The organism is Streptomyces sp. NBC_01428, assembly GCF_036231965.1.
In the GTDB taxonomy this organism is placed as follows: domain Bacteria; phylum Actinomycetota; class Actinomycetes; order Streptomycetales; family Streptomycetaceae; genus Streptomyces.
This window is the reverse complement of record NZ_CP109499.1, coordinates 6,797,034-6,817,398: the sequence shown is the minus strand read 5'-3', so window position 1 is coordinate 6,817,398 and position 20,365 is coordinate 6,797,034. Positions and strand designations below refer to the sequence as shown.

Sequence of the window (20,365 nt, the reverse complement as noted above, 5' to 3'; positions counted from 1 at the left end):
CGACGCAGCAGGGCGCCCCTCCGCCGATGGCGGAGGGGCGCCCTGAACGCGTGAGCGGGCCGCGCCGGGTCAGGCGGCGGGCGTCTCGGACGCCTCGGGTGCGGCGGCCACGGTCAGTTCGACGGTCAGTGTCGCGCCGCCCGTGGTGGTGATGCGGAGCAGGAAGGTGCCGGTGGTGTCGTCGGCGTACAGCTTCGGCAGCTTGAGCAGGCCGTCGGCGTCCGTGGTGAGGTCCTTCAGGGTGCGGACGGTCTTGCCGTCGGCATCCTTGAAGAAGGCGCCCTTGTCGTTCTCGGTGGCGTCGTCGGCGGACTTCACGAGGGTCGCGGTGGCGGCGACCTTGCCGGCGACGGCTCCCTTGTAGGTGGCCTTCACCTCCACCTGGTCGGTGAACTCGCCGCCGGGTACGCAGGTCAGCGCGGTGTCGGCGGTGCGGGCGAGGGCGTCGGCCTGGCGGGCGGTGACGGTCGCGGTGTGGTCGAGGCCGGCCAGGGTGCGGCCCACGACGGTGGCGCGGACGGTGAAGCCGCCGGTCTTCTCGCCCGCGACGAGGGCGGGGGCGGTGGCCGCGCCGAGCCCGTTCGTCATCACCACGGCGACGCTTTCGCCGCCGGTGAAGGTGGTGTCCGTGTCGCCGACGATGGTGAAGCGGACCCGGACCCGCGCCACGGCCTTGTCGGCCTTGTCCTCGGTCCGCACCACGATCTTCTGCGCGAAGGTGTCCCCGGCGGTCGCGGTGAGCTTCCCGCTGCCCCCGTCCGCCAGGTGGTCCACCGTCTCGGTGGGCGTCGGCGGTTTGGTGGGAGGCGGCGTGGTGGGGGGCGTGGTCGGCGGGGTGGTGGGAGGCGTGGTGGGCGGCGCCGTCGGGGGCTGCGTGGGCTTGGACGGCTTGGACGGGTGACCGGGGCGCGAGGAGGCGGGCGGCGTGGTGCCCGGGCTCGGCGTGGTCGCGTCGTCGCTGTGGTGCGTGGGCAGCGTGCCGGTGCCGTCCGGCACCTCGTGCGTGCCCTTGCGGTAGAACTGCAGCCACGACAGGACGGTGTTGAGGTACGCCGTCGAGTTGTTGTAGCTGAGGATCGACTGGTTCATCTGCGACGGGACCGACATGTCGTGGTCGAAGCGGCACAGGTAGTGCCCGGCGGCCAAGGCCGCGTCGTAGATGTTGTTGGGGTCCTTCTTGCCGTCGTGGTTGCCGTCGCGGCCCGCCCAGTCCCAGGTGGAGGGGATGAACTGCATGGGGCCCACCGCACGGTCGTACGTGCTGTCGCCGTCGTACGCGCCGTGGTCGGTGTCGCTGATGCTGGCGAAGCCGTTGCCGTTCAGGACGGGGCCGAGGATCGGTGACAGGGTCGTCCCGCTCGCGTCGACGCGGCCGCCGCGGGCCTGGCCGGACTCGACCTTGCCGATGGCGGCGAGCAGTTGCCAGGGCAGGTTGCAGCCGGGCTTGGACGCGCGCAGCGACTCCTCGGCCTTCTTGTAGGCGTCGAGGACGCTCGCGGGGATGCCCGCCTCGGCGTCGCCCGTGGCGGCGGGCGTCCCGCTGCCGACGGTCGGCGAGGGGTTCGGGCTGTCGAGCGGCGGCAGGTCCGTGTAGTAGCGGGAGTTGCCGGTCGCGCTGCCGTCGCCACCCGTGGCGCTCGCGTCCTGGCCGACGTCGGCTCCGGTGGTCTGTCTTCCGTGGTCGTCGGCGGTCACTCCGGGCGCCTGCGACGCGGACAGAGCAGCGACCGCGACCGCGGCCACAGCGGTGGTAGCCGCGCCTGTGCGCAGCCTCCTGCCGAATTGCGCCGCCATTGAGTGAACCCCTCCCACCGACGACCGGGCGAGCCCGCCGTCTCTCCGATGTCCGTGCGCTCCAGGTCCCGGTGCGCGTCCCGCCGCTCTCGTATGTTCGTCCGCTGTTCGACCATGCTCCCCGGCACGTCGACCCAGGCGACCCTACGTCAACTTCCGTCGCGCGGGGACCCGTTCGCGCCCGATATTCACCACTTGGCCATGTCCCGCCGTCCTCCATAATGGCCGTCGGTGATCAACCGGCCGGACATACCGGTCCAACAGTCGCCACAGGGGGACGACTTGCCTTTCACGCTCAGTCACGCCGCGGCGGTCCTTCCCGGCCTGCGCGGGGACGGGACGGGACGCGGCCGACTGGTTCCCGCCGTCCTGGTGGCCGGCTCCTTCTCCCCCGATCTGACCTACTACGCGGCGGGTGTGCTGCCCGGCGCGATGGAGTTCGGCTCCTTCACCCACGCGTTCACCGGGGTGTTCACCGTCGACGTCCTCGTCGCGTGGGTCCTGGTCGGCGCGTGGCTGGGCGTGCGGGAACCGCTCGTGGCGCTCCTTCCGGCGGCCGTGCAGGGGCGGCCGGCCCGGCTGGCACGCTGCGGGGCTCCGCGGCAACGGCCGCGCCCGGGGCCGGCCCTGTGGTGGTACGTCTCGGCCGCGCTCGGCGCGCTGACCCATGTGGTGTGGGACGCGTTCACGCATCACGACAGGTGGGGCACGCGGCTCCTCCCCGTCCTCGGCCGGGACCTGGCGGGCGCACCGCTCTACTGGTACCTCCAGTACGGCAGTTCGGCGGTGGCCGCCGTCGTGATCACGGCCTTCACGGTGGCCGCGCTGCGCCGCACTCCGGCCGGCCCGGCTCTCGGGGTGCCGGTGCTGTCCGCCGCCGACCGGTGGCTGGCCTGCGGGGTCGTCGGGGGCTGTGCGCTGGCGGGCGGCGTGCAGCGGGCGTCGCGCTGGTGGGCGTACCGGGGGCCTGTCGCGAAGCCGTGGGAGCTGATTCCGACCCTGTGCTTCGGCGGCGGCGCCGGACTGGTCCTCGGCCTCGGTCTGTACAGCATGGGAGTCAGGGTGTGGCGCCCCGCTCCGGCTCGTCCCAGCCCGGCAGCGGCCCGTACGGAGCCGAGCCGTCCGACCGTTCGCTGACCGCCGTCCCGGGGGCGGGGGCCGGGGGCAGGCCGCGCCCCCGGGCGAGGCCCCGGTGCACGGCCTGCGCGATGCGTTCGATGGTGCGGACCCCGTACGCCATCGTCGGGTTGTCGTGCGTCAGGACGACGATGCGGTAGGTGCGGGCGGGTCCGGTGAAGGCGCCGACGCTGTGCACGCGCCAGCCGTGCGTGGCGCGGGGCAGCCAGCCGTTCTTGAGGTGGGCGGTCAGACCGCGCGGCATACCCGAGGGCACCCCCCAGCGCTGGTCGCCCCGCACCTCGGTGAGCAGCCGCAGGCCGTAGCCGCGGGTCTTGAGGAACGAGTGGGCGTCGGTGAGCACGTCCAGCAGGCGCATCTGGTCGTCGGCGGTGGTGCGGGTCAGGCCGAAGTAGCCCTTCGGACCGAGGACCGTGCGGCTCGTCCCGGCACGGCCCAGGAAGCGCGACAGGTATCCGTGGCCGAGGTCGGACCACAGGCGCACGGCGGAGTCGTTGTCGGACCGGGTGATCATCGGGCGGACGTTGGCCAGCTCCCAGCGGGTGAGCCTGCGCCGCAGGGTCTCCGCCCGGCGCAGCGCACCCTCCATGATCATCACCTTGGCGACGCTGGCAGCGTCGTACTGCCGGTCGCCGGCGAGCGCGCAGCTGAGCCCGGTCCTGTCGTCGTGCACCGCGACGGACACCGCGCCCCGGCGGGCCGACAGCGCCGCCTGGAGGTCGCGGGACATCCGGGCCGCCAGGTCGGGATCGCGCGGGGCACGGCAGACGGCGGGCACCTGGGCGGTGCCGGCGTTCGCGGCGACCGCGGGCACCGGCGCGAGCAGCACCGGGACGACGGCCGCGGTCACCGTCACGGTCGCGACCACGACGGTCGCGGACATGGCCGTGCGGCGGTGGAGCGTGCGTATACCCATGCCCGCATCCTTACGGGCCTCCCGCGCGGTGGGCCCGCTGCGAGAGCCACGCGAGTGACAGCACGGCCGGCGGCTGTGGGCAACGCGGGTGACGGGGGCGGCACCCGTGGAGTGCGGGGTGGCCCGGTCCCCCGTGCGCCCTGTCCTCGGGGCGGGCGCCGCGCCCGGCCGGGTCGGGCGGCCGACGAGGACGGGCCCGGCACCTGGGAGGTGCCGGGCCCGCAGCCGTCGGTCGCAGGGTCGGTCAGTGGGCCGCGGACTCCCAGTCGGGGCCCGAGCCGACCGACACGTCGAGCGGGGCGCGGAGCTGGACCGCGGACGCCATCTCGCGGCGCAGCAGCTCCTCCGTCCGCTCACGCTCCCCGGGTGCGATCTCCAGGACGATTTCGTCGTGGACCTGAAGGAGCATGCGGGATCTGAGGTCCGCCTCGCGCAGTGCGCGGTCCACGTTCAGCATCGCGATCTTGACGATGTCGGCGGCCGTGCCCTGGATGGGGGCGTTGAGCGCCATGCGCTCGGCCGCCTCCCGGCGCTGCCGGTTGTCGCTGTTGAGGTCGGGCAGATAGCGGCGGCGCCCGAAGAGCGTCGCCGTGTAGCCCGTGGCACGGGCCTCGTCGACCGCGCGGCGCAGATAGTCCCGGACTCCGCCGAACCGCTCGAAGTACGTGTCCATCAGCGCACGGGCCTCGCCCGCCTCGATGTTCAGCTGCTGGGAGAGTCCGAACGCCGACAGCCCGTACGCCAGGCCGTACGACATCGCCTTGATCTTGCGGCGCATCTCCGCGTCGACACCGGACCGCTCCACGGAGAACACCTGGGAGGCCACCGTGGTGTGCAGGTCCTCGCCGGAGGCGAACGCCTCCAACAGGCCCTCGTCCTCGGACAGATGGGCCATCACCCGCAGCTCGATCTGGCTGTAGTCGGCGGTCATCAGGGACTCGAAGCCCTCGCCGACCACGAAGCCCCGGCGGATCGCGCGGCCCTCGTCGGTGCGCACCGGGATGTTCTGCAGGTTCGGATCGGTCGACGACAGGCGGCCGGTCGCCGCGACCGTCTGGTTGTACGTCGTGTGGATCCGGCCGTCCGCGGCGATCGTCTTGATCAGGCCCTCGACCGTGACGCGCAGCTTCGCCTGCTCGCGGTGCCGGAGCATGATCACGGGCAGTTCGTTGTCGGTCTGCGCGGCCAGCCAGGCCAGCGCGTCCGCGTCCGTCGTGTAGCCCGTCTTCGTCTTCTTCGTCTTCGGCAGGGCCAGCTCGCCGAAGAGGACCTCCTGGAGCTGCTTGGGCGAGCCGAGGTTGAACTCGTGCCCGGCCGCCGCGTGCGCCTCCTTCACCGCCTGCTGCACGGCGCCCGCGAACATCTGCTCCATGGCCTCCAGATGGGCCCTGTCCGCCGCGATGCCGTGCCGCTCCAGACGGGCCAGCAGGCTGGAGGTGGGCAGTTCCACGTCCCGCAGCAGGTCGGCCGAGCCGACCTCCTGGAGCTTCCCCTCGAACGCCTCGCCCAGGTCGAGGATCGTGCGGGCCTGCGTCATCAGCGCGTCGGCCTCGGCCCGCTCGTCCGTACCGAAGGCGAGCTGCCCGTCGACCGCCGCGGCCGGCCCCAGCTCGCGCCCCAGGTACTCCAGGGACAGTGCGTCCAGCGCGAAGGAGCGACGGCCCGGCTTGACCAGGTAGGCGGCGAGCGCGGTGTCCATCGTCACGCCCTCGATGGTCCAGCCGTGCTCGGCGAAGACCCGCATCGCGCCCTTGGCGTTGTGCAGGACCTTGTGGTGCGCGGGGTCGGCGAGCCACTGCGCGAACGCGTTCTCGTCGGCGGCGTCGAGCTGCGTGGGGTCGAACCAGACGGCAGGGCCCGCTCCCGCGGCCAAAGCCACCTCGGCGACGGAGCCGGTGCCCAGCGCCCAGGTGTCGACCGTGGACATGCCGAGGACGGCCGTGCCGTGCTCGGCGAGCCACGGCTTCAGCTCGCCCGCGCCCAGTACCGCGCCGTCGACCTCGACGCCCGGGGCGGCCGGCTGCTTCTCCTCGGCCTCCTCCGCACCCGGATCGACCGCCAGCAGCCGCTCGCGCAGCGACGGGTTCCGGATCTCCAGGGTGTCCAGGACCATCGCGAGGGCCGTGCGGTCGTACGCGGCGCGCTCCAGGTCGGTGACCGTCCGAGGCAGCTCGACGTCCTTGACCATCTCGGTCAGCCGGCGGTTGAGCTTCACCGCCTCCAAGTGGTCGCGGAGGTTCTGCCCGGCCTTGCCCTTGACCTCGTCCACCCGCTCGACGAGGTCCGCGAACGAACCGAACTGGTTGATCCACTTCGCGGCCGTCTTCTCACCGACGCCGGGGATGCCCGGCAGGTTGTCCGACGGGTCGCCGCGCAGCGCGGCGAAGTCCGGGTACTGCGCGGGCGTCAGCCCGTACTTCTCGACGACCTTCTCCGGGGTGAACCGGGTCAGCTCGGAGACGCCCTTCGTCGGGTACAGCACCGTCGTGTGCTCGGAGACCAGCTGGAAGGAGTCGCGGTCACCGGTGACGATCAGCACCTCGAAGCCCTCGGCCTCGGCCTGCGTCGCCAGCGTCGCGATGATGTCGTCGGCCTCGAAGCCGTCGACCGCGAACCGCTGCGCGTGCATCGCGTCCAGCAGCTCGCCGATCAGCTCGACCTGCCCCTTGAACTCGTCCGGGGTCTTCGACCTGTTCGCCTTGTACTCGGTGAACTCCTCGGAGCGCCACGTCTTGCGCGACACGTCGAACGCCACCGCGAAGTGCGTGGGCGCTTCGTCGCGCAGCGTGTTCGCCAGCATCGACGCGAACCCATAGATGGCGTTCGTCGGCTGGCCGGTCGCGGTCGTGAAATTCTCCGCGGGCAACGCGAAGAACGCCCGGTAGGCCAGCGAGTGCCCGTCCATGAGCATCAGGCGCGGGCGGCCCGTACCTGCGGTTTTCTCGGTCTTCTTCGATGCTGTCTCTGCCACACCCCCGATCCTGCCACGGTCCACTGACATCGAGAGCCGCCCCGGCCCGCCGCAGCCGTCCCCGGCCGGAAATCCCCCGGCCCGCCAGTCTCCTCTTCGACAGCGCGTGCGAGGATCGAGGGCTACCAGGAGACGCACACCGAGGTGCGCACGCGAAGGGGGTCCAGCGATGGCCAGCAAGCCGCCGGCCGGCGATCCGGTCCAGGACGCGCCGCAGGTCACCGAGCCGAAGCACGCCGCGGCCGGACTGCCCGCCATCGGACACACCCTGCGCATCGCCCAGCAGCAGATGGGTGTCCGCCGCACCGCGCTCACCCTGCTCCGCGTCAACCAGAAGGACGGCTTCGACTGCCCCGGCTGCGCCTGGCCCGAGCCGGAGCACCGGCACACAGCGGAATTCTGCGAGAACGGCGCCAAGGCGGTCGCCGAGGAGGCCACCCTGCGCCGGGTCACCCCGGACTTCTTCGCCGCGCACCCCGTCTCCGACCTCGCCGGCCGCAGCGGCTACTGGCTCGGCCAGCAGGGCCGCCTCACCCACCCCATGTACCTCCCCGAGGGCGGCGACCACTACGAGCCGGTCGACTGGCAGCGCGCCTTCGACATCGTCGCCGGGGAACTGAAGGACCTCGCCTCTCCCGACGAGGCCGTCTTCTACACCTCGGGCCGCACCAGCAACGAGGCCGCGTTCCTCTACCAGCTCTTCGCCCGCGAGCTCGGCACGAACAACCTGCCCGACTGCTCGAACATGTGCCACGAGTCGTCCGGCTCCGCCCTCTCCGAGACCATCGGCGTCGGCAAGGGCAGCGTCCTCCTCGACGACCTCTACCAAGCGGACCTGATCATCGTCGCCGGACAGAACCCCGGCACGAACCACCCGCGCATGCTCTCCGCCCTGGAGAAGGCCAAGACCAACGGCGCGAAGATCATCACCGTCAACCCGCTGCCCGAAGCGGGCATGGAGCGCTTCAAGAACCCGCAGACCCCCCAGGGCATGCTCAAGGGCGCCGCGCTCACCGACCTCTTCCTGCAGATCCGCCTCGGCGGCGACCAGGCCCTCTTCCGCCTCCTCAACAAGCTGATCCTCGCCACCGAGGGCGCCGTCGACGAGACGTTCGTCGCCGAACACACCCACGGATTCGAGGAGTTCGCCGCGGCCGCCCGGGCCGCAGACTGGGACGAGACGCTCACCGCGACCGGCCTCACCCGCGACAGCATCGACGAGGCCCTGAGGATGGTCCTCGCCTCGAAGCGCACCATCGTCTGCTGGGCGATGGGCCTCACCCAGCACAAGCACTCCGTGCCGACCATCCGCGAGGTCGTCAACTTCCTCCTGCTGCGCGGCAACATCGGCCGCCCCGGCGCCGGCGTCTGCCCGGTCCGCGGCCACTCGAACGTGCAGGGCGACCGCACGATGGGCATCTTCGAACGCCCCGCGCCCGCGTTCCTCGACGCCCTGGAGAAGGAGTTCGGCTTCGCCCCGCCCCGCGAACACGGCTACGACGTCGTCCGGGCCATCCGCGCCCTGCGCGACGGCGAGGCCAAGGTCTTCTTCGCCATGGGCGGCAACTTCGTCTCCGCCTCCCCCGACACCGACGTCACCGAGGCGGCCATGCGGCGCGCCCGGCTGACCGTCCACGTCTCGACCAAACTGAACCGCTCGCACGTCGTCACCGGCGCGCGCGCCCTCATCCTGCCGACCCTCGGGCGCACGGAACGCGACCTCCAGGGCAGCGGCGAGCAGTTCGTGACCGTCGAGGACTCCATGGGCATGGTGCACGCCTCCCGTGGCCGCCTGGAGCCCGCCAGCACGCACCTGCTGTCCGAGCCGGCCATCGTGGCCCGCCTCGCCCGCCAGGTCCTCGGCGAGAGCAGCGCCACCCCCTGGGAGGAGTTCGAGAAGGACTACGCGAGCGTCCGCGACCGCATCGCGCGCGTGATCCCCGGCTTCGAGGACTTCAACGCGCGCGTGGCCGACCCCGCCGGCTTCGCGCTCCCCCACGCCCCGCGTGACGAGCGCCGCTTCACGACGGCCACCGGCAAGGCGAACTTCACGGCCGCGCCCGTCGAGTACCCCGAGCTCCCCGCGGGCCGTCTGCTGCTCCAGACCCTGCGCTCGCACGACCAGTACAACACCACCATCTACGGCCTCGACGACCGATACCGGGGCATCAAGAACGGCCGCCGCGTCGTCCTCGTCAACCCCGACGACGCCCGCGAACTGAAGATCGCCGACGGCTCGTACGTCGACCTCGTCGGCGAGTGGAAGGACGGCGTGGAGCGACGCGCGCCCGGCTTCCGCGTCGTGCACTACCCCACCGCCCGGGGCTGCGCGGCCGCCTACTACCCGGAGACCAACGTGCTGGTCCCCCTGGACGCGACCGCCGACACCAGCAACACCCCTGCCAGCAAGTCCGTGGTCGTCCGTCTGGAACAATCGACAGCCGACTGAGCGTTCGCTCAGCGAGGCGGCCACGACGCGGTGGTCCACGACGAACGGAGCAGGACCCGATGGGCGAACAGCACACCCCGACGTTCCCGCAAGAGGTCATCGACGAGTACGCGGCGCTCGGCGTCGACCTGCCCGCCCTCTTCTCCGCGGGCCACCTCGGCAACCGCATGGGCGTCCAGATCATCGAGGCCTCCGCGGACCGCGTCGTCGGCACGATGCCCGTCGAAGGCAACACCCAGCCCTACGGCCTGCTCCACGGCGGCGCCTCCGCCGTCCTCGCCGAGACCATCGGCTCCGTCGGCGCCATGCTCCACGGCGGCATCACCAAGATCGCCGTCGGCGTCGACCTGAACTGCACCCACCACCGCGGCGTCCGCTCCGGCCTCGTCACCGGCGTCGCCACCCCCGTCCACCGCGGACGCACCTCGGCCACCTACGAGATCGTCATCACCGACGAGGACGGCAAGCGCGTGTGCAGCGCCCGCCTGACCTGCATCCTCAAGGACGCACCCCAGAGCTGACACACCACGGCCCGCCGGATTCCGGACCGGCGGGGGGCGGGCACCGACGCGAGACGGCCGCGGCACAGCGCCGCGGCCCCCCACGACCGGAACGCCCGCCGAGCGCTCCCGGACCACCGCCGGGCCTCCTCCAACCCCCCTGGACCACCGGCCCGTTGACGGAGCGGTCCGCTCAGGCGCAGCCCGCGACACGACCGGCACCGGGCCCGTCGAGCCACCGCCCCGACGCGGCCCGCCGCCCTCACCAGGGCACGCCCGACGACCTGCCGACGTCCAACCCCGCACGCCTCGGCGCCCGTTGAGCCGACCTCCCGCACGCACCGGCGCCTCTCCCGGCCCCTCTCCCGCCCCCTGGCCGCCGTCGCGACCGCAACCATCGGCCGCATCGCCCCGCGGCCCTCCCCGGCCGCTCCCTGCCGAGCCCCGCACCGTGACCCGCCGACGTCACCTCCCCGTACCGCAAGGGCCCTGCACCGCACCCCACTTCGTACCGCCTCGCAGTCGGCGTCGCCCGCGGCAGCCCCTCACCGTCCGCCAAATCAGCTCTGGGAAGGTCGAGTTGACCGCCGCCACCATTCCCCGGCTGCCACGGACAGTGAGGGCGGGCGCGCCCCGGACGATCACCGTCCGTATCTCCGTATACGAGTGCGCCACACTCCGGCCCGCCCTCGGCCTCCCCCGCCCCGGCCTGCTCATCAGCAACAGGACCGCACAGCAGCAGCAAAGTTTTCTCGTGGGCGGCACCCACCCCCGCGCCCCGTGGAGCGGCCCGCACGCCCTCCGCCACCCCAACCCGCCCTCCCCCGCGTCCACTTCACCCGGACGAGAGGCCCCGAGCGATCTCACACGGCAGTAACACTCGGTTACCTCTGCCGTAACGAATCAATGCGCGCACCGCGAGCCGCCACATCTCACGCCCCCGGCACGACTCCGCCCCGACACCTCCCCCACACCCGCCGCCCCCCGCCACGAACCCGGATCAGGGCGTTCTCACCATGCGAACACGCAGTCACCACCGACCCGCACACCGAAATGCTCCGATCGTCCGCCCCACACCCGCGAGAGCAGCCCCCGCATAACAAGAGCGTCACAGCCTTCCCCACGCTCCTGCCCACTCCCCCTACCTGCGCTTATAGTCACGGCCAGTCACCGCGCCGCCGGGCGCGTCTACTGCACGGCCCTGCTACATCCAGTACGGCCCGGCGAGACACACGGCCCCCACCCTGGGGTGCCGCGCCAGGGAGAGGATTCAACGTGCGACAGCGTTCCATGGTCATACTCACCGCCGTGCTCACTACGGGAGCACTCACGCTGACCGCCTGCGGCTCGCGCGACGACGACGGCGACAGCAAGGACAGCGGCAAGAAGACCGAGATCATCATCGGCGTCGACGCGCCGCTGACCGGCCAGAACTCGGCCACCGGCCTCGGCATCCAGGGCGGTGTCCAGATCGCGGTCAACGACGCCAACAAGAACAACACCGTGCCCGGCGTGACCTTCAAGGTCCAGGCCCTCGACGACAAGGCCATCCCGGCCCAGGGTCAGTCGAACGCCACCCAGCTCGTCCAGAACGACAAGGTTCTCGGCGTCGTCGGCCCGCTCAACTCCGGTGTCGCGACCCAGATGCAGCAGGTCTTCGCCACCGCCAACCTGGTCGAGATCTCGCCGTCCAACACGGCGCCCGAGCTGACCCAGGGCAAGAACTGGCAGACCTCCAAGTCCCGCCCGTTCAAGACCTACTTCCGCACCGCCACCACCGACGCCCTCCAGGGCGGCTTCGCGGCCGACTACGCGTACAACACCCTGAAGAAGCGCAAGGTGTTCGTGGTCGACGACAAGCAGACCTACGGCGCCGGCCTGGCCAAGCTCTTCAAGGCCGGCTTCACCAAGTCCGGCGGCAAGGTCGCGGGCGAGGACCACGTCAACACCGGCGACACGGACTTCTCGGCCCTCGTCACCAAGATCAAGAACTCCAAGGCCGACCTCGTCTACTACGGCGGCCAGTACGACGAGTCCGAGAAGCTCACCAAGCAGCTCAAGGACGGCGGCGCCAAGGTCCCGCTGTTCGGCGGCGACGGCATGTTCAGCGACACCTACATCCAGACCGCCGGCAAGACCTCCGCCGGTGACCTCGTCACCTCGGTCGGCCAGCCCGTCGACTCCCTGCCCTCCGCCGCGGACTTCATCAAGAAGTACAAGGCCTCCGGCCTCAAGGGCGACTACGGCACGTACGGCGGCTACTCCTACGACGCCGCCACCGCCATCATCAAGGCGATCGGCGCCGTCGTGAAGGACGGAAAGGTCCCGGACGACGCCCGCGCCAAGATCGTCGCCGAGGTCCAGAAGACCAAGTTCGACGGCATCGCCGGCCCCGTCTCCTTCGACGAGTACGGCGACACCACCAACAAGCAGCTCACCGTCTACCAGGTCGTCGACGGCAAGTGGAAGGCCGTGAAGAGCGGCACCTTCAGCGGCTGATCAGCACCACCCCGGGCCATCAGGCGGTTCGGTCACCCAGGGCCACGGCCCGACCGAACCGCCGACCCGGTCCACACCACCGGGACAGGCCCCCGCACCACCCCCGGGCCGCGCGGCCATGACCACACGTCACCGCGCGGCCCGCTCCATACGCCCTGCCCAACCTCTCCCCACCCACATGGAGGCCATGCGGTGAACACCCTGCCGCAGCAGCTGGCCAACGGGCTGTTCCTCGGCTCGATGTACGGGCTGATCGCCATCGGCTACACGATGGTGTACGGCATCGTCCAGCTCATCAACTTCGCCCACGGCGAGATCTTCATGACCGGCGGCTTCGGCGCACTCACGGTCTACCTCTACGTTCTGCCCAACGGCACATCCATGTGGATAGCCCTCCCCGCGATGCTGATAGGCGGCGGAATCGTCTCCGTCCTCATCGCCGTCGGGGCCGAACGCTTCGCCTACCGACCACTGCGCGGAGCACCACGCCTCGCCCCGCTCATCACGGCCATCGGCCTCTCGCTCGCGCTCCAGCAACTCGTCTTCAACTGGTACCCCGAAGCGAAGAACGACATCAAGTTCCCGCAACTCCCCTTCGGGCCCGTGCACATCGGCTCCGTCAGCATCCAGAGCGGCAGCGTCTTCGTCATCATCGCCGCCCCCCTTTGCATGGCGGCCCTCGCCCTGTTCGTCAGCCTCTCCCGCACCGGCCGCGCCATGCAGGCCACCGCGCAGGACCCTGACACCGCACAGCTCATGGGCATCGACACCAACCGCATCATCGTCATCGCCTTCGCCATCGGCGGCTTCTTCGCCGCCGTCGCAGCCGTCTCCTACGGCCTGCGCTACGGCACGGTCAAGTACGACATGGGCTTCCAGATGGGCCTCAAGGCCTTCACCGCGGCCGTCCTCGGCGGCATCGGCAACATCTACGGCGCCATGATCGGCGGCCTCGTCCTCGGCCTCGCCGAGACCATGGCCACCAGCTACATCGACGGCATCCCCGGCATGCAGCAGCTCGGCGGCGGCGGCTGGTCCGCGGTCTGGGCCTTCGTACTCCTCATCCTCGTACTGCTGTTCAGGCCACAAGGCCTCATCGGCGAACGCGTCGCGGACAGGGCGTGAGCACCATGGCAACCATCGACACCACCCCCGCACGCGGCCTCGTCGCGCTCCCCCAGACCGCCGCCCGCGCCCTCATCGCCGTCGGCGCCGTCGCCACCATCGCCAGCACGTTCATGTCCTGGACCTACACGGCCGACTTCCCCGGGGACCTCACCTACTACGGCTCCCCCGCCGGCCTCCAGATCCTCGACCTCGTCGCAGGCGCCCTCACCCTCCTGTTCGCCCTGACCCTCTTCGACGTCCGCGGCCTCGGCTGGCTCAACCCCGCACGCGCCACCCAGCCCGTGCTCCTCGCCACCGCAGCCGCGTTCGCCGTCAGCTGGTTCAGCGCCATCGCCATCGCCGTCGACCTCAAGGGCCTCGTCGCACTCGATCCCGGCGCCTACGTCGCCGCCGTCGGCTCCGCCATCGCCCTGGTCGGCGCCCTCGCGCTCCCCAAGCCCGGTGACACCTTCAAGGACTTCGTCACCAAGCCCGGACGCATCCCCCCGGCCGCCAAGCTCCCGGCCTGGGGCGAACGCCTCGTCATCACCGCCGCCACCGCCCTCGCGCTGATCGTCTTCGCGTACGGCGTCGGCGTCGACCCCGACGCCAGCGAAACGTTCCTGGGCTACATCCTCCTGGTCGTCTTCGGCACCTGGTCCCTGTTCACCGCGGGACTCTTCGACCGCTTCGCCCAGCTCAACGCCGGCCACAAGGGATTCGCCACCTCCATGGCCTTCCTCGCCGCCGCGCTCTTCCCCTTCGTCGAGAACAACGAGCACAACTCCAACCTCGGCGTGAACATCCTCGTCGTCGCCACCGTCGCCCTCGGCCTCAACATCGTCGTCGGCCTCACCGGACTCCTCGACCTCGGATACGTCGCCTTCCTCGGCGTCGGCGCCTACGCCGCAGCCCTCGTCTCCGGCTCCGAGTTCTCCCGCTTCGCCGGCGTCCAGTTCCCCTTCTGGGCCGCCATGCTCACCGGCATGCTCGCGTCGCTCGTCTTCGGCGTCCTCATCGGCGCCCCCACCCTGCGACTGCGCGGCGACTACCTCGCCATCGTGACCCTGGGCTTCGGAGAGATCTTCCGCATCACCGTCAACAACCTCGACGGCACCTCCGGCCCCAACCTCACCAACGGCCCCAACGGCATCTCCATGATCCCGGACCTCAACATCTTCGGGTTCAACTTCGGAAGCAACCACGACATCGGCGGATTCTCCCTCGGCCGCTTCGCGAACTACTTCCTGCTGATGCTGCTCATCACCGCGATCGTCGTCCTCGTCTTCAACCGCGCCGCCGACTCCCGGATCGGCCGCTCCTGGATCGCCATCCGCGAGGACGAGACCGCCGCCACCGCCATGGGCATCAACGGCTTCCGCGTCAAGCTCATCGCCTTCGCCCTCGGCGCCTCCCTCGCCGGCCTCGCCGGCACGGTCAGCGCCCACGTCGGCTACAGCGTCAACCCGGCCCCGTACCAGTTCGCCGGCTCCGTGCCCCCGAACTCCGCGTTCCTCCTCGCCGCCGTCGTCCTCGGCGGCATGGGCACCGTCAACGGGCCGATCCTCGGCGCCACCCTGCTCTACATGCTCCCCGAGAAGCTCAGCTTCCTGAAGGAGTACCAGCTCCTCGCCTTCGGCATCGCGCTCGTCCTCCTCATGCGCTTCCGCCCCGAAGGCATCATCGCCAACCGCCGCCGCCAGCTCGAGTTCCACGACAGCGACGACACCATCCACATCCCCGAACAAGGCCTGCCCGACTCCACCGTCGGCGTCACAAAGGCAGGGGCGTAACCACCATGACCACCACCACGGCCCCCAGCCCCGTCCTCGAAGCCACCGGCGTCACCATGCGCTTCGGCGGCCTCACCGCCGTCCGCAACGTCGACCTCACCGTCAACGCCGGAGAGATCGTCGGCCTCATCGGCCCCAACGGCGCCGGCAAGACCACCTTCTTCAACTGCCTCACCGGCCTCTACGTCCCCACCGAGGGCAAAGTCGCCTACAAGGGCACCGTCCTGCCCCCCAAGCCCCACCTCGTCACCAGCGCCGGCATCGCCCGCACCTTCCAGAACATCCGGCTCTTCGCCAACATGACCGTCCTGGAAAACGTCCTCGTCGGCCGCCACACCCGCACCAAGGAAGGCCTCTGGTCCGCCCTCCTGCGCGGCCCCGGCTTCCGCAAGGCCGAAGCGGCCTCCCGCGAACGCGCCATGGAACTGCTGGAGTTCATCGGCCTCGAACACAAAGCCGACCACCTCTCCCGCAACCTCCCCTACGGCGAACAGCGCAAGCTCGAGATCGCCCGCGCCATGGCCAGCGAACCCGGACTCCTCCTCCTCGACGAGCCCACCGCCGGCATGAACCCGCAGGAGACCCGCGCCACCGAAGACCTCGTCTTCGCCATCCGCGACCGCGGCATCGCCGTCCTCGTCATCGAGCACGACATGCGCTTCATCTTCAACCTCAGCGACCGCGTCGCCTGCCTCGTCCAGGGCGAGAAGCTCGTCGAAGGCACCTCCGAGGTCGTCCAGGGCGACGAACGCGTCATCGCCGCCTACCTCGGCACCCCCTTCGAAGGCGCCCCCGGCGACGAAGAACTCGCCGAGGTCGAAGCAGCCGAAGCCGCCGGAACCGCCCCCGCCACGACGACCACCCCGGTCACCGAGGCAGCGGACACCACCCCGGCCGCCGACCCGACGGAGCCGACGGAAGCAACGGCGGAAACCGAGACCCCGGCAACCACCGAGGCCACGAAAACCCCCGCCACCCCCGCGGCAGACCCCACCGACGACACCGCCGACGAAGCGACCACCGCTCCCGAAGCCCCCGCCGTCACCCCGGCCGACGCCGACGAGCCCGACGCGCACGGCAGCACCACCAGCAAGGAAGGAAACGCCCAGTGACCGCACTGCTCGAGGTCGAAGACCTCAAGGTCGCCTACGGCAAGATCGAAGCCGTCAAGGGCATCTCCTTCACCGTCGAAGCAGGCCAGATCGTCACCCTCATCGGCACCAACGGCGCCGGCAAGACGACCACCCTGCGCACCCTCTCCGGGCTCCTCAAGCCCAGCGGAGGCCGCATCACCTTCGACGGCAAACCCCTCGCCAGCGTCCCCGCCCACAAGATCGTCGCCCTCGGACTCGCCCACTCCCCCGAGGGACGCCACATCTTCCCCCGCCTCACCATCGCGGAGAACCTCCAGCTCGGAGCCTTCCTCCGCACCGACAAGGCGGGCATCGAGAAGGACATCCAGCGCGCCTACGACCTCTTCCCCATCCTCGGGGAACGCCGCAAGCAGGCCGCCGGAACCCTCTCCGGCGGCGAACAGCAGATGCTCGCCATGGGCCGCGCCCTCATGTCCCAGCCCAAACTGCTCATGCTCGACGAACCCTCCATGGGCCTCTCGCCGATCATGATGCAGAAGATCCTCGCCACCATCGCCGAACTCAAGGCGTCCGGCACGACCATCCTCCTCGTCGAGCAGAACGCCCAGGCCGCGCTCTCCCTCGCCGACCAGGGACACGTCATGGAGGTCGGCAACATCGTCCTCTCCGGCACCGGACAGGACCTCCTCCACGACGAGTCCGTCCGCAAGGCCTACCTCGGCGAGGACTGACCCACGCGGCCCCGCCGCACACACGCAGAGGCCCGCACCCTCGGGGGGTGCGGGCCTCTCCGTACTCCCGGCGAAACCCCGGAGCCTCGGAACCTAGGAACCGACGACTAGCCCTTCGACGCCTTCTTCTCCTCGGCGTCCTGAATGACCGCCTCGGCGACCTGCTGCATCGACATCCGACGATCCATCGACGTCTTCTGGATCCACCGGAACGCCGCCGGCTCCGTCAGCCCGTACTCCGTCTGCAGCACCGACTTCGCACGGTCCACCAGCTTCCGCGTCTCCAGCCGCTGCGTCAGATCCGCGATCTCCTGCTCCAGCGCCTTCAGCTCCGTGAACCGCGACACCGCCATCTCGATGGCCGGCACCACGTCACTCTTGCTGAACGGCTTCACCAGGTACGCCATCGCGCCCGCGTCCCGCGCACGCTCCACCAGGTCGCGCTGCGAGAACGCCGTCAGCATCAGCACCGGAGCGATCGACTCCTCGGCGATCTTCTCCGCCGCCGAGATGCCGTCGAGCTTCGGCATCTTCACGTCGAGGATCACCAGGTCCGGCTTGTGCTCACGGGCCAGCTCGACGGCCTGCTCACCGTCACCCGCCTCACCGACGACGGTGTAGCCCTCCTCCTCGAGCATCTCCTTGAGGTCGAGACGGATCAGCGCCTCGTCCTCGGCGATGACGACACGGGTCGTCAGCGGAGGCACGTGCGACTTGTCGTCGTCGGGCGCGTCTACGGGCTGGGGCGACTCGGGGGCGGTCACGGGGGCTCCTCGTTACGGGCCGGGCAGGTAGTGCTGCTTAAGAAGACTACCTAGCGGCGGCACGCTGTGATGACCCGGTATGCTTCCGCTCAGCTCCTTCACGCCGGGTTGGTGGAACGGTATACACGGAGGTCTCAAACACCTCTGCCTGAGAGGGCTTGCGGGTTCGAATCCCGCACCCGGCACAACGACCGCAAAGCGGAGGCCCACGTTCGCGTGATCCTCCGCTTTTTGCTGCGTTCAGTGATGGTCATTGACTCAGAGTGGTCACATGTACGGCCACGGCACAGAAGTACGACAGAGGGCGCTGGCCCTCCTGCGCGACGGCGCCCGGAACACCGAGGTGGCACGCCGCTTCGGGATTCCGCTCGGCACGGTCGGCTACTGGAAGCACATGGACAGAGCGAAGCGCGGCGAACCGGTCGCCGTCCGCCCCTCGCTCCTCTGTCCCCGGTGCGACAGCCGCGAGCTCGACGAGGCCGCATACAGCTACCTCCTCGGTCTTTACCTGGGGGACGGACACATCAGTCACTACGCGAAGCACAGAGTGCCGAGCCTCGTGATCACTCTGGATGACGCGTGGCCGGGCATCCAGGACAGTGCGGAGCGCGCGCTGCGGGCCGTGTTCCCCCACAACGCCACATGCCGAGTGCGCACCGTGGGAGCGCACAACATCAAGGTCTACTTCAAGCACCTCGTGTGCCTCTTCCCCCAGCACGGCCCCGGAAGGAAACACGAGCGCCCCATCGTGCTCGAACCCTGGCAGCGGGACATCGTCGACGCGTGCCCGTGGGACTTCGTCCGAGGTCTCATCCATTCCGACGGCTGCCGGATCACCAACTGGACGACGCGGCTCGTCGGCGGCGAGCGGAAGCGCTACGAGTACCCGCGGTACTTCTTCACCAACGTCTCCGACGACATCCGACAGCTGTTCACCGACACCCTGGACAGGCTCGGTGTCGCGTGGACGCACTGCACCCGCCACGGGAATCCGTACAACATCTCGGTCGCACGGAGAGCTTCCGTGGCATTGCTCGACGCCCACGTCGGCCCCAAATACTGACCCCGTACCGGAAAGGGCCCCTCTGGCGGCTCGGAGGGGCCCGGCGTTGGTGGGGTGCTACTTGGGGCTGTCGTCCTCGCCGATGTGGTGGACGCGGACGAGGTTCGTGGAGCCGGAGACTCCGGGCGGGGAGCCGGCGGTGATCACGACGATGTCGCCCTTGGCGCAGCGGCCGTATTTGAGGAGGAGTTCGTCGACCTGGTCGACCATGGCGTCGGTGGAGTCGACGTGGGGGCCGAGGAAGGTTTCGACGCCCCAGGTGAGGTTGAGCTGGGAGCGGGTGGCGGGGGTGGGGGTGAAGGCGAGGAGGGGGATGGGTGAGCGGTAGCGGGAGAGGCGGCGGACGGTGTCGCCGGACTGGGTGAAGGCGACGAGGAATTTAGCGCCGAGGAAGTCGCCCATTTCGGCGGCGGCGCGGGCGACGGCTCCGCCTTGGGTGCGGGGTTTGTTGCGGTCGGTGAGGGGTGGGAGGCCTTTGGCGAGGATGTCTTCTTCGGCTGCTTCGACGATGCGGCCCATGGTCTTGACGGTTTCGATGGGGTATTTGCCGACGCTGGTCTCGCCGGAGAGCATGACGGCGTCGGTGCCGTCGATGACGGCGTTGGCGACGTCGGAGGCTTCGGCGCGGGTGGGCCGGGAGTTGTCGATCATCGAGTCGAGCATCTGTGTGGCGACGATGACGGGTTTGGCGTTGCGCTTGGCGAGTTTGATGGCGCGCTTTTGGACGATGGGGACTTGTTCGAGGGGCATTTCGACGCCGAGGTCTCCGCGGGCGACCATGATGCCGTCGAAGGCGGCGACGATGTTGTCGATGTTGTCGACGGCCTGGGGTTTTTCGATTTTCGCGATGACGGGGAGGCGGCGGCCTTCTTCGTCCATGATGCGGTGGACGTCTTCGATGTCGCGTCCGCTGCGGACGAAGGAGAGGGCGATGACGTCGCAGCCGGAGCGGAGGGCCCAGCGGAGGTCTGCTTCGTCCTTGTCGGAGAGGGCGGGGACGGAGACGGCGACGCCGGGGAGGTTGAGGCCTTTGTGGTCGGAGACCATGCCGCCTTCGATGACGGTGGTGTGGACGCGGGGGCCGTCGACGGAGGTGACTTCGAGGGAGACTTTGCCGTCGTCGACGAGGATGCGTTCACCGGGTGTGACGTCGGCGGCGAGTCCGTCGTAGGTGGTTCCGCAGGACTGGCGGTCGCCTTCGGCGCCTTCTTCGACGGTGATGGTGAAGGTGTCTCCGCGTTCAAGGAGTACGGGGCCTTCGGTGAAGCGGCCGAGTCGGATCTTCGGGCCTTGAAGGTCGGCGAGGATGCCGACGCTGTGGCCGGTTTCGTCGGAGGCCTTTCGGACGCGCTGGTAGCGCTCCTCGTGTTCGGCGTGGGTGCCGTGGCTGAGGTTGAGGCGGGCGACGTCCATTCCGGCTTCGACCAGGGCTTTGATCTGGTCGTACGAGTCGGTGGCGGGGCCCAATGTACAGACGATCTTTGCTCGGCGCATGGTTTGAGCCTAGGCCTTACCGGTGGGTAGCGAATTGGTCGCGCATGACTACT

The 20,365-nt window shown here is 70.1% G+C and carries 14 protein-coding genes and 1 tRNA gene; 10 read left to right on the top strand and 5 right to left on the bottom strand.

Annotated features, from left to right (window positions below; translation table 11 throughout):
• Positions 1 to 69: 69 nt before the first annotated feature.
• Entirely contained in the window at positions 70 to 1,794 is a 1,725-nt protein-coding gene (locus tag OG406_RS29460; protein ID WP_329188646.1) for a lytic transglycosylase domain-containing protein, read from the bottom strand.
• A 282-nt stretch (positions 1,795 to 2,076) separates the two neighbouring features.
• Between OG406_RS29460 and OG406_RS29455 the strand changes: the two genes are divergently transcribed.
• Positions 2,077 to 2,931, top strand: coding sequence for a DUF4184 family protein (locus OG406_RS29455; RefSeq protein WP_329188645.1), 855 nt, complete (start codon positions 2,077 to 2,079; stop codon positions 2,929 to 2,931).
• Here the strand turns inward: OG406_RS29455 and OG406_RS29450 are convergent.
• Positions 2,852 to 3,847 (bottom strand): serine hydrolase, encoded by a 996-nt coding sequence (locus OG406_RS29450; protein WP_327410046.1) that lies wholly within the window; start codon positions 3,845 to 3,847, stop codon positions 2,852 to 2,854. The two genes, OG406_RS29455 and OG406_RS29450, sit on opposite strands and share 80 nt — an antisense overlap.
• A 244-nt stretch (positions 3,848 to 4,091) precedes the next feature.
• Complete coding sequence (polA, locus tag OG406_RS29445; RefSeq protein ID WP_266612843.1) at positions 4,092 to 6,818, bottom strand: DNA polymerase I; 2,727 nt, start codon at positions 6,816 to 6,818, stop codon at positions 4,092 to 4,094.
• Positions 6,819 to 6,987: 169 nt separating this feature from the next.
• Between polA and OG406_RS29440 the strand changes: the two genes are divergently transcribed.
• The 7 genes from OG406_RS29440 (at position 6,988) to OG406_RS29410 (ending at position 16,991) form a co-directional block, all read left to right on the top strand.
• On the top strand, positions 6,988 to 9,267 hold the full coding sequence (locus OG406_RS29440; protein WP_329188642.1) for an FdhF/YdeP family oxidoreductase: 2,280 nt from the start codon (positions 6,988 to 6,990) through the stop codon (positions 9,265 to 9,267).
• Positions 9,268 to 9,326: 59 nt separating this feature from the next.
• Positions 9,327 to 9,788, top strand: a complete 462-nt coding sequence (locus OG406_RS29435; protein WP_081223851.1) for a PaaI family thioesterase — start codon at positions 9,327 to 9,329, stop codon at positions 9,786 to 9,788.
• 1,269 nt (positions 9,789 to 11,057) lie between these two features.
• Positions 11,058 to 12,266 (top strand): branched-chain amino acid ABC transporter substrate-binding protein, encoded by a 1,209-nt coding sequence (locus OG406_RS29430; RefSeq protein WP_329191024.1) that lies wholly within the window; start codon positions 11,058 to 11,060, stop codon positions 12,264 to 12,266.
• A gap of 192 nt (positions 12,267 to 12,458) precedes the next feature.
• Complete coding sequence (locus OG406_RS29425; protein WP_081223853.1) at positions 12,459 to 13,391, top strand: branched-chain amino acid ABC transporter permease; 933 nt, start codon at positions 12,459 to 12,461, stop codon at positions 13,389 to 13,391.
• A gap of 5 nt (positions 13,392 to 13,396) precedes the next feature.
• Complete coding sequence (locus OG406_RS29420) at positions 13,397 to 15,166, top strand: branched-chain amino acid ABC transporter permease (RefSeq protein WP_164371621.1); 1,770 nt, start codon at positions 13,397 to 13,399, stop codon at positions 15,164 to 15,166.
• Between the two features lie 5 nt (positions 15,167 to 15,171).
• On the top strand, positions 15,172 to 16,278 hold the full coding sequence (locus OG406_RS29415) for an ABC transporter ATP-binding protein (protein WP_329188640.1): 1,107 nt from the start codon (positions 15,172 to 15,174) through the stop codon (positions 16,276 to 16,278).
• A complete protein-coding gene (locus tag OG406_RS29410) occupies positions 16,275 to 16,991 on the top strand; it encodes an ABC transporter ATP-binding protein (protein ID WP_164371610.1) in 717 nt (238 codons plus the stop codon). The genes OG406_RS29415 and OG406_RS29410 overlap by 4 nt, the downstream gene beginning before the upstream one ends.
• 107 nt (positions 16,992 to 17,098) lie before the next feature.
• Here OG406_RS29410 and OG406_RS29405 read toward each other — a convergent pair whose 3' ends face one another.
• Positions 17,099 to 17,755: an ANTAR domain-containing response regulator gene (locus OG406_RS29405; RefSeq protein ID WP_081223856.1), complete on the bottom strand. Its 657-nt coding sequence runs from the start codon at positions 17,753 to 17,755 to the stop codon at positions 17,099 to 17,101.
• Positions 17,756 to 17,857: 102 nt separating this feature from the next.
• Here OG406_RS29405 and OG406_RS29400 point away from each other — a divergent pair.
• Together OG406_RS29400 and OG406_RS29395 are read left to right on the top strand one after the other, a co-directional pair.
• Positions 17,858 to 17,940, top strand: a tRNA-Leu gene (locus tag OG406_RS29400).
• An 86-nt stretch (positions 17,941 to 18,026) separates the two neighbouring features.
• The gene (locus OG406_RS29395) at positions 18,027 to 18,818 is read left to right on the top strand and encodes a helix-turn-helix domain-containing protein (protein ID WP_267050509.1); all 792 of its coding nucleotides are present in this window, start codon (positions 18,027 to 18,029) and stop codon (positions 18,816 to 18,818) included.
• Between the two features lie 57 nt (positions 18,819 to 18,875).
• Here the strand turns inward: OG406_RS29395 and pyk are convergent, their stop codons facing one another.
• Positions 18,876 to 20,312, bottom strand: coding sequence for a pyruvate kinase (gene pyk / locus OG406_RS29390; RefSeq protein WP_164371608.1), 1,437 nt, complete (start codon positions 20,310 to 20,312; stop codon positions 18,876 to 18,878).
• Between the last annotated feature and the right edge of the window lie 53 nt (positions 20,313 to 20,365).

Bases quoted from the DNA above. Each gene is read 5' to 3' on its own strand.
- OG406_RS29460 (WP_329188646.1), bottom strand. From the start codon at position 1,794: ATGGCGGCGCAATTCGGCAGGAGGCTGCGCACAGGCGCGGCTACCACC.
- OG406_RS29450 (WP_327410046.1), bottom strand. From the start codon at position 3,847: ATGGGTATACGCACGCTCCACCGCCGCACGGCCATGTCCGCGACCGTC.
- OG406_RS29440 (WP_329188642.1), top strand. From the start codon at position 6,988: ATGGCCAGCAAGCCGCCGGCCGGCGATCCGGTCCAGGACGCGCCGCAG.
- OG406_RS29435 (WP_081223851.1), top strand. From the start codon at position 9,327: ATGGGCGAACAGCACACCCCGACGTTCCCGCAAGAGGTCATCGACGAG.
- OG406_RS29430 (WP_329191024.1), top strand. From the start codon at position 11,058: ATGGTCATACTCACCGCCGTGCTCACTACGGGAGCACTCACGCTGACC.
- OG406_RS29420 (WP_164371621.1), top strand. From the start codon at position 13,397: ATGGCAACCATCGACACCACCCCCGCACGCGGCCTCGTCGCGCTCCCC.
- OG406_RS29415 (WP_329188640.1), top strand. From the start codon at position 15,172: ATGACCACCACCACGGCCCCCAGCCCCGTCCTCGAAGCCACCGGCGTC.
- OG406_RS29395 (WP_267050509.1), top strand. From the start codon at position 18,027: ATGTACGGCCACGGCACAGAAGTACGACAGAGGGCGCTGGCCCTCCTG.
- pyk (WP_164371608.1), bottom strand. From the start codon at position 20,312: ATGCGCCGAGCAAAGATCGTCTGTACATTGGGCCCCGCCACCGACTCG.